8 protein-coding genes are annotated in these 9,965 nt (G+C 30.5%); 1 reads left to right on the plus strand and 7 read right to left on the minus strand.

What is annotated here, in order from left to right; genetic code table 11:
- Positions 1-6: 6 nt before the first annotated feature.
- The gene (locus AC2TEO_RS17880; RefSeq protein WP_442266124.1) at positions 7-2,217 is read right to left on the minus strand and encodes an endonuclease MutS2; all 2,211 of its coding nucleotides are present in this window, start codon (positions 2,215-2,217) and stop codon (positions 7-9) included.
- A gap of 34 nt (positions 2,218-2,251) precedes the next feature.
- Between AC2TEO_RS17880 and AC2TEO_RS17885 the strand changes: the two genes are divergently transcribed.
- Positions 2,252-2,917 carry a uracil-DNA glycosylase gene (locus AC2TEO_RS17885; protein WP_442266125.1) on the plus strand — a complete coding sequence of 222 codons (666 nt, stop codon included), beginning with the start codon at positions 2,252-2,254 and terminating at the stop codon, positions 2,915-2,917.
- On the opposite strand, the gene AC2TEO_RS17890 is transcribed toward AC2TEO_RS17885, so the two are convergent.
- From AC2TEO_RS17890 to AC2TEO_RS17915, 6 genes are all read right to left on the minus strand, one after another.
- Positions 2,904-3,923, minus strand: coding sequence for a glycosyltransferase family protein (locus AC2TEO_RS17890; protein WP_442266126.1), 1,020 nt, complete (start codon positions 3,921-3,923; stop codon positions 2,904-2,906). The two genes, AC2TEO_RS17885 and AC2TEO_RS17890, sit on opposite strands and share 14 nt — an antisense overlap.
- A gap of 1 nt (position 3,924) precedes the next feature.
- The gene (locus AC2TEO_RS17895) at positions 3,925-4,803 is read right to left on the minus strand and encodes a UDP-2,3-diacylglucosamine diphosphatase (RefSeq protein WP_442266127.1); all 879 of its coding nucleotides are present in this window, start codon (positions 4,801-4,803) and stop codon (positions 3,925-3,927) included.
- 209 nt (positions 4,804-5,012) lie between these two features.
- A complete protein-coding gene (gene secA, locus AC2TEO_RS17900) occupies positions 5,013-8,363 on the minus strand; it encodes a preprotein translocase subunit SecA (protein WP_442266128.1) in 3,351 nt (1,116 codons plus the stop codon).
- A gap of 116 nt (positions 8,364-8,479) precedes the next feature.
- Positions 8,480-8,701, minus strand: a complete 222-nt coding sequence (locus tag AC2TEO_RS17905; RefSeq protein WP_075343250.1) for a DUF2795 domain-containing protein — start codon at positions 8,699-8,701, stop codon at positions 8,480-8,482.
- A 99-nt stretch (positions 8,702-8,800) separates the two neighbouring features.
- On the minus strand, positions 8,801-9,373 hold the full coding sequence (locus AC2TEO_RS17910; RefSeq protein WP_442266129.1) for a cob(I)yrinic acid a,c-diamide adenosyltransferase: 573 nt from the start codon (positions 9,371-9,373) through the stop codon (positions 8,801-8,803).
- A 15-nt stretch (positions 9,374-9,388) separates the two neighbouring features.
- Positions 9,389-9,787 (minus strand): acyl-CoA thioesterase, encoded by a 399-nt coding sequence (locus AC2TEO_RS17915; protein ID WP_442266130.1) that lies wholly within the window; start codon positions 9,785-9,787, stop codon positions 9,389-9,391.
- Positions 9,788-9,965 lie beyond the last annotated feature (178 nt).

Raw genomic sequence — 9,965 nt, forward strand, 5'->3', positions numbered from 1 at the left:
AAGAAATTATTTTTTCTTCGCTTTTTCTACTAGTTCTATTTTTTCTAAAGATGTCTTGGTGGTGAAAAGTCCGTAATTGATAAATGCATTTTTCTTTTCAATTTTATCAATAGTTCCAACAGAATTTCCATCAATTAAACGTACTCTATCTCCAACTTTATATACATACTCAGCTCTAGCTTTTGCTTCTTTTTGAGCTTCAACTTTCTTTTCTTTTCTAACCTCAACTACTTTCTTAAGTACTTCTTGTTCTACTTTTTTTATAGCTTCTTTTTGTTTTGCTTCAGTTTCTTTTTCTTTAACTTTTTGTTGTTTGCTTTGTTTTTTAGGTGGATTTTTCTTTGTGTATTTTGTTTTTTCTGAAGCTACCCATTTAAAAAAGTTAGCAGATAATTCTTTCTTGTTATTTGTTTGAAAGTATTTATTCAATAATTCATTCAGTTTTCTACCTAAAGATAACATACGTTGATTGTTATCATATAGTTCCTGAAATCCTTCTAATTTTTCTTGAATACGTTGCTCTTTTTCCTGTAAACTTTCAATATGTTCTTGTCCTTTAGATTTTTGTTTTTCTAAGTTATCAGACGTTTTTTGAAGTCTATTTCGTTCTTTCTGAAGTTTTGAAATGGTTTTGTCTAAACGAACTTTTTCACTTTCAACACGCTTTTTAGCTCTGTTAATTAAACTATAAGGAATTCCGTTTTTCTGAGCTACCTCAAACGTAAAAGAACTTCCAGCCTGACCAACAAAGAGTTTATACATTGGTTCTAAAGTACGCTCATTAAATTGCATATTAGCATTCGTAACATTTTCAAGTTCATTAGCTAATACTTTCAAATTTGCATAATGCGTAGTAATAATTCCAAAGGATTTTTTTTCGTAAAATTCTTCTAAGAAAATTTCTGCTAATGCACCACCTAATTCAGGGTCAGATCCAGTTCCAAATTCATCAATTAAAAATAATGTATTATCATCACATTTTCGTAAGAAATAACGCATGTTTTTTAAACGATAACTGTATGTGCTTAATTGATTTTCTATAGATTGATTATCTCCAATATCAGTTAAAATAGTACCAAAAATACAAGTCTCACTTCGTTCATGAACAGGAATTAACATTCCGCTTTGTAGCATGGTTTGTAGTAAACCTATGGTTTTTAATGTAATACTTTTACCACCAGCATTCGGACCAGAAATAACTATAATTTGCTGTTTTGTATTTAGCTCAATAGTTTGAGAAATAGTTGCTATTCCTTTTTCTTTATTTTTTCTCCATAAAACTGGGTGATAAGCATCTCTTAAAAATACTCTTTTTTTAGTAGAGATTTTAGGTAATAACCCGTTAATTTCTCTGGCATATTTAGCTTTTGAAGCAATTACATCTAAATGAACTAAAAAAGTAAGATATGCTTCTAATAAAGGTGTAAAAGGTCTTATTTCTTCAGCTAATGCACGTAGAATTTTTACAATTTCTTGTTTTTCTTCATACAAAAGATTCTGTAATTCTCTACTGTAAGATAATGTTGCCTGTGGAGCTATATATACAATATTCCCTGATTTAGAAGAACCTAATAAACTACCTTTAACCTTTCTTCTGTGCATAGCGATAACAGCTAAAACACGTTGATTATCTATAATAGTTTCCTTTATATCATCTAAATATCCATTAGCAATACTACTACTTAAAGCTTTAGAGAAACTTTCTGATATTTTTCCGCGAACATGGTTAATGTCTTTTCGTAATTGTTTCAATGTAGGAGAGGCGTTATTTACTATTTCTCCATGTGGCAATATTATTTTCTGTATTGCATCAGAAACATAGGTAGTGTATTCTATTTCTTCGCTAAGCTGAAAAAGACTAGGGTAGTATTCTTTAAATTTTTTTAAAAACTTCTTTTGTTCATTAACGATAGAGGCTACAGTAGCAATTTTTAAATAAGCTTCTGTTTCTAAATAACTATTTTCTATAGCCAAACGTTTGATAAACTCTGTGATATCATCGAATCCATGATTTGGAATCCTATTTTCGTTTTCAAAAGAGCTTAAATATTCATTAACCAATTGCAATTCAAAAAGTAATTCTTCTTGAGATTGAATTGGGGTTATTTTTAATACGTTTTCTTTTCCTAAAGATGTAATACTAAATTCAGCCACTTGTTGTAAAACAGTGTTGAATTCTAAATCTTGCAATGTTTTTTCTGAAATATTATGTTTCAAAATCGCTATTTTTGAGAGCACAAAAATAATAAGAATGCAAGTAAATATAGCTGAAAGCTGGAAACATATTTTAAAAGAGGAATTTGATAAGTCATATTTCAATGAATTAACAAGTTTTGTGAAAAATGAATATGAAAATCATATCTGTTTTCCTAAGGACTCAGATATTTTTGCTGCGTTTGATTATTGTGCATTTGAAGACGTGAAAGTTGTAATTATTGGTCAAGATCCATATCATGGAGTAGGGCAGGCGAACGGATTATGTTTTTCTGTTCATGATGGAATTACACATCCTCCTTCTTTAATTAATATCTTTAAGGAAATAGAAACCGATTTGGGTATTCCTTACCCAAAATCAGGTGATTTATCAAGATGGGCTAAGCAAGGTGTATTGTTATTAAATGCAACACTAACGGTAAGAGCTCATGAAGCAGGAAGTCATCAGAAAAAAGGTTGGGAAGAGTTCACAGATGCCGTTATTAGCAAAATTTCAGAAGAAAAATCTGATGTTGTCTTTTTACTTTGGGGAGGTTTCGCAAAGAAAAAAGGAAAGAAGATAGATGTCAAAAAGCATAAACTCTTACAGTCAGGTCATCCATCTCCGTTAAGTGCTAATAGAGGATATTGGTTTGGAAATAAACATTTTTCACAAACTAATTCTATTTTACTAGAAAATGGGAGTGAAGTTATACAATGGTAATCTCGGGTAATAATGTATTGTTGTAATAAGGCAGTGTTATTGCATCTAAAATATCTTCTGTTACATCTGGATATCTAACTTCTACTATCGATTTTGATTTTAACCACTTTTCAATTTTTGGAAGATGTTTTTTACTTAACTTTTTAAGAACAGTAATTCCCATCTCTTTTAAAGCAAGTGCATTACATTGTTGTTCGTATTGGTTTTTCATAGGAATAACCATTAGCTTTTTTCTTAAATATAAAGCTTCTGCAGGTGTTTCAAATCCAGCTCCACATAAAACACCACTAGAAGAAGCAATACTTTTTATAAATTCTTTACCATCAATTGGTCTGATAATAATATTATTATGTAATTGAAACTGATTCGTGTGTTTTGAAAAAATTTCCCATTTCACAGTTTTAAATTGAGATAATAATTGTATTAATTTTTTATCTCCATATGCAGGAAGATAAACAGTATAATGTCCTTTATTTGTAATGTTTTTATAACGAATTTCTTTTCTTATTATAGGTAAGAACGTTGCAGAAGAATAGGTTTTAAAATGAAAACCAAATCTATTTTTAGCAGGAGCATAGTACTTTAAAATAAAACGTTCTAATTTAAATTTGCTGCCATATTTAGGGGCATTTTCGTCAGCAACTGCATTTTGATGACTTAAAGAAATAATAGGAGTATTTCTTAATTTACAAGCCCAAGCTGAAACAGGTTCAAAATCATTTATTACTAGATCATAATCTTTAACCGGTAAAGAATTTACTTCTTTCCATAAGTTACGGAGCTTCGATCTCTTTAAAGTTTCTACCAAATCAACTCCACCTTTTTTTCCAAAGATAAAACTTAGGCCATACATTTTGTATTTAATTTCAAAAGGAAATTGTAATTCACATTGATATCCACTTACCAAAACATCAACTTCAGCTCTTTTTTGTAAGTGCGGAACTATTTCTAAAGCTCTACTTGCATGTCCGTTTCCTGTACCTTGAATTGCGTATAAAATCTTCATACTATTTTGAAAATTTTTGAATGTTAAACTCTTCTAATAATCCTTCAAAAAGCTGACTATTACTTTGTTCAGCTTGTATTAATTCTACATCAGATACTTCGATGTTATTTGGTAATTTTTTAGCCAAATTATCTTTTTCGTATTCGTATAATTTCCATTCTTTATTACTGTATTCTAATGCTGTTAGGTTTTCAATCCAATCACCAGAATTTAAATACATTGTTTTTCCTTTATCATTTTCTATGCTACGCATTTCTGGTTGATGAATATGTCCGCACACTACATAATCGTATTGGTTATCAATAGCAATTTCAGCAGCTGTGGTTTCAAAATTATTAATGAATTTTACTGCACTTTTTACACCATTTTTTATCTTTTTACTAAAAGATAATCTGTTATATCCTAAAGTTTCACTAATCCAGTTTACAGCAGTATTTAACATGATTAAGAAATCGTACCCAACACTACCAAGTTTAGCAAGCCATTTAGAATGTTGCATGGTAACATCAAAAACATCTCCATGAAAAAACCATCCTTTTTTTCCATCAATATCTAAAACAACCTTATTTACAATTTCGAAACTTCCTAATTGAAATCCTTTGAATTTACGAAGCATCTCATCATGGTTTCCTGTGATATAATAGACTTTTGTACCAGAAGTAATAAAACTCATTAGTTGACGAATAACTTTCATATGAGCTTTAGGAAAATACCTCTTTTTAAACTGCCATATATCAACAATATCTCCATTTAAGATTAATGTTTTTGGATTTATTGTTTTTAAGTAATTATTCAGTTCCGTAGCTCTACATCCAAAAGTTCCTAAATGTACATCTGATATCACAGCGATGTCTAGTTTACGACGTTTACTTTTTTTCATTTTAAGTTTGATAGTTTTCTTCTTGATAGTTTAAAAAGAAAGAGGTTAAAATAATTTGTACTAAATTATAGTTTAAGTGCAGTGTAATCGTAAATCTTTAATTAATTGATTGTTAGTGAAAATTCAATTTAAAGTAAACATTGTAAATTTTGTGTAAATAAAAAAGCACCGAAGTTTCCTTCAGTGCTTTCTTTTAAAAAAGTATATTTTTATTTATTGTATAAAACCCAAGTTCCTTGCTCTAATAAAGGAATTGCTTGTTTATACTTAACTTCCTTCTCTTCGCCAGACATTACGTTTTTAATGGTAACTCTTTCGTTTCTACCTATTTTTGGTTGCTCACGAACTACAGTTTCAATAGCTTGTTGTTCTTGAGTTTGTTGTTGACGAGCATTACTGATAGCTTGTTGAGTAGAGTTTTGAACTTCGTCTTTACGTAAGTCTAATTGCTCTCTTTTTTGCTCTTGAGCTTCAGAAATTTGAGATTCATCTTCTTGAGGAAGTTTTCCTTTGAATAAGAATGATAATACTTCCTTGTTTACTTTATCGATTGTTTTTTGGAATAATTCGAAAGCTTCGAACTTATATACTAATAATGGGTCTTTTTGCTCATATGTTGCATTTTGCACAGTTTGCTTTAATTCATCCATTTTGCGTAAATGATCTTTCCAGTTTTCATCAATAATCGCTAATGTGATGTTCTTTTCAAAATCGCTTACTAATGATTTACCTTCAGATTCGTATGCCTCTTTTAAGTTGGTAACTACACGTAACGTTTTAGTTCCATCAGTAAAAGGAACCACGATTCTTTCGTAACGATCTCCTTCGTTTTCAAAAACTCCTTTGATTACTGGATAAACTTGAGAAGCATTTCTATCTGCATCTGCTTTATAGTTTTCAGTAACTAATTTATAAAGCTGATCAATTAATTCTTGTTCTGGTTTAGCGTTAAATTCATCTTCAGTAAAAGGAGAAGTCATTGACGAGAAACGAATCAATTCAAATTCGAAATTTTGAAAGTCTTTCGTTAATTTATTCTGACGAACAACAGCATCACAAGTATCATAAATCATGTTTGCGATATCTATCTGTAAACGCTTTCCATCTAAAGCATGACGACGACGTTTGTAAACGAATTCACGTTGAGCATTCATTACATCATCATATTCTAATAAACGTTTACGAATACCAAAGTTATTTTCTTCTACTTTTTTCTGCGCTCTTTCGATAGATCTAGTTACCATTCTATCTTGAATAACTTCACCTTCTTTTAATCCTAATCTATCCATAACTTTAGCAATACGGTCAGAACCAAATAAACGCATTAAGTTATCATCTAAAGCAACAAAGAATTGCGAAGAGCCAACATCTCCTTGACGACCAGCACGACCACGTAACTGACGATCTACACGACGTGAATCATGACGTTCTGTACCAATAATAGCTAAACCACCAGCAGCTTTAACTTCATCCGATAGTTTGATATCGGTACCACGACCAGCCATGTTTGTAGCGATTGTTACTTGTCCAGGTTTACCAGCTTCAGCAACAATATCGGCTTCTTTTTTATGTAATTTTGCATTTAAGATGTTGTGAGGTATTTTACGCATTTTAAGCATTCTACCTAACAATTCAGAAATTTCTACAGAAGTTGTACCTACTAATACAGGTCTGTTTTCTCCAACTAATTTTACAATTTCTTCAATTACAGCATTATACTTTTCGCGAGTAGTTTTATATAATAAATCTTCTCTATCGTCACGAGCAATTGGTTTATTTGTAGGAATTTCTACAACGTCTAGTTTATAAATTTCCCAGAATTCACCAGCTTCAGTAACAGCGGTACCTGTCATTCCAGATAATTTACGATACATTCTAAAGTAATTTTGTAAAGTTACTGTAGCAAACGTTTGTGTAGCATCTTCAATTTTTACATTTTCTTTAGCTTCAATTGCTTGGTGTAAACCATCTGAGTAACGACGACCGTCCATAATACGACCTGTTTGCTCATCTACAATCATTACTTTATTATCTACTACTACATATTCAACATCTTTCTCAAATAAAGTATAGGCTTTTAAAAGTTGATTCATAGTGTGAATGCGTTCACTCTTCACACTAAAATCTCTATATAATTCTTCTTTTAATTCTGCTTTTTGTTCTGGAGTACCTTCGTTACCATCAATTTCAGCTATTTTTATGCTGATGTCTGGTAAAACGAAAAATGCATCATTTTGTGTTCTTTCTGAAAGATGACCAACTCCTTTATCTGTTAAGTTAATTTGGTTGTTTTTTTCTTCAATAGTAAACCATAGTTCAGCATCAACTTCAGGCATTAATTTATTATTATCCTGCATGTAGAAGTTTTCAGTTTTTTGAAGAATTTGTCTGATTCCTTCTTGAGATAAGAACTTAATTAAAGCTTTATTTTTAGGTAAACCTCTATAAACTCTTAATAATAAAAATCCACCTTCTTTAGTATCACCTTCTTTAAGTAATTTTTTTGCTTCAGATAAAACACCTACTAAATATTTACTTTGTAAAGAAACTAAATCAGCGACTAAAGGTTTTAATTCGTTGAATTCATGAATATCTCCTTGTGGAATTGGACCAGAAATAATTAATGGAGTTCGTGCATCATCAATTAAAACAGAGTCTACCTCATCAATAATAGCGTAATTAGGTGCACGCTGTACTAAATCTTCTTTAGATGAAGCCATATTATCACGTAAATAGTCGAAACCAAATTCATTGTTTGTTCCGTATGTAATATCAGCGTTATATGCTTTTCTTCTTTCTTCTGAATTTGGTTGATGGAAATCAATACAATCTGTAGATAAACCATGGAATTCGAAGATAGGAGCCATCCAAGCACGGTCACGTTTTGCTAGATAATCATTAACAGTTACTACGTGAACTCCTTTTCCTGTAAGTGCATTTAGGTACACTGGTAATGTAGAAACTAAAGTTTTTCCTTCACCAGTCATCATTTCAGCAATTTTTCCATTATGTAATACAGAACCACCAATTAGCTGCACATCGTAATGAATCATATCCCAAGTTACTTCTTTACCAGAAGCATCCCAAGTATTTGCCCAAAGCGCTTTATCTCCATCTAGAGTGATGTGTTCTTTTGTAGCTGAAAGTTCTCTATCAAAAGGAGTTGCGTTTACTTCAATATTTTCATTTGTGGCAAAACGTCTAGCTGTTTCTTTAACAACAGCAAAAGCTTCAGACATGATATTTTTTAAAACTTCTTCAGAAGCTTCATAAGCTTCATCTTTTAGTTTATCTATTTGTGTGTAAATATCTTCTTGTCTATCAATATTTGCTGTTTTAGCTTCTTCTTCTAATTGAGATACTTGATCTTCAAAAGATTTAGTAGCTGCGTTTATTTTAGATTTAAACTCTATTGTTTTAGCTCTTAACTCATCGTGACTTAATTTAGATAAATCACTTTCAAAAGCTTTTATATTGTCTATAATAGGTTGTAATTTCTTTAAATCTTTTTGTTGTTTGTCTCCAACAAAAATTTTTATAATTGAGTTTAAAATGCTCATTCTGTGTGGTTTTATAAAGAAGTTTTATTTCTTATTTATGTCGTTGATTATAAAATGCTTAAAAATAAGCAAAAAAAAAGCCTCATATGAGACTTTTAAGTTTTATTGTTTTCGTGTTAATATTCATCCTCATTCCAAAGATAATCTTCTTCGGTCGGATAATCGGGCCATATCTCTATGATAGAGTCGTAGACTTCACCTTCATCTTCAATATCTTGTAAATTTTCTACTACCTCTAGTGGAGCACCAGTACGAATCGCATAATCAATTAATTCGTCTTTAGTTGCAGGCCAAGGTGCATCAGCCAAATAAGATGCTAATTCAAGTGTCCAGTACATTTCTAAATCTGTTTTTAGTTTTCTGCAAAAATAAAATTTTAACTGAAAAAGTCAAGTTTTTTCTTAAAAATCTGAATTCAATAAAATAAAGAACTTTTTCTATAGCTTATTAGGTATCCATTTAACCTCGTTTGCTTGTAAGTCTTTGGACAACTTCCGTGCCAATACAAAAAGGTAGTCAGATAGTCGGTTTAAATACATTAAAACGTTAGAATTAACATCATCTTCATGACTTAAGGCAACAGATAAGCGCTCAGCTCGTCTACAGACACAGCGAGCAATATGACAAAATGACACTGTTTGATGTCCTCCAGGTAAAATGAAATGTGTCATTTGAGGAAGTAAATCATTCATTCTATCCATCTCTATTTCTAAGAACTGAATAACTTCATTATTAATTTTAGGGATGTTTAAACGTTCTTTTCCGTTTTTTAATGTTTCTTTTTCTGGAGGAGTAGCTAGCATTGCACCAACTGTAAAAAGTTCATTTTGAATCTTAATTAAAGTATTCTTTGTTAAATCGTCAATTTCTTGATCTCGGATTAAACCTATGTATGAGTTAAGTTCATCAATTGTTCCATAACTTTCTATTCGTAAATGGTTTTTAGGAACTCTAGTTCCTCCAAAAAGAGCGGTAGTGCCTTTGTCTCCAGTTTTAGTATATATTTTCATTTAGTTGTTTTTTGTTTAAATATCAAGTTTGTTTAAAATATATTCAGGACAACGAGTAGGTTTTTTTGTTTCAATATCAATAAAAGCTAAAGTTGTATTTCCTACACATAATAATTCTTGATCTTGATTCGTTATTTCATAGTCGAATTCGATTTTAACAGATGGCTTTTTTTTTAAAATGGTTTTTATAGTAAGTTTATCATCATATAAAGCTGATTTTTTAAAATTACAATTTAAAGAAATTACCGGAAGCATAACTCCGTTTTTTTCCATATCTTTGTAATTCACCCCTAAGGAACGAAGCCACTCTGTTCTACCAATTTCAAAATATTGCGCATAATTACCGTGATAAACGACCCCCATTTGATCTGTTTCGGCATATCGGACTCTAATGTTTGAATAATGTTCAGGCAAAATTGTATGTAATTTGTTAAATCAAATCTTACATAAAAAAAAAATAATAATCAATACCATTTTGATTTTTTTTTACTGAAATTTATTCACACTTTTGTTCGTCCAAAACAGAAGGATTTTTAACGTTATTTTTTACTGCTTTTTTGTGGGAAAAATAGAAAATTTGTGAAGAGCTTAG

The sequence above is a fragment of the Tenacibaculum aquaeponti genome (genome assembly GCF_057221555.1).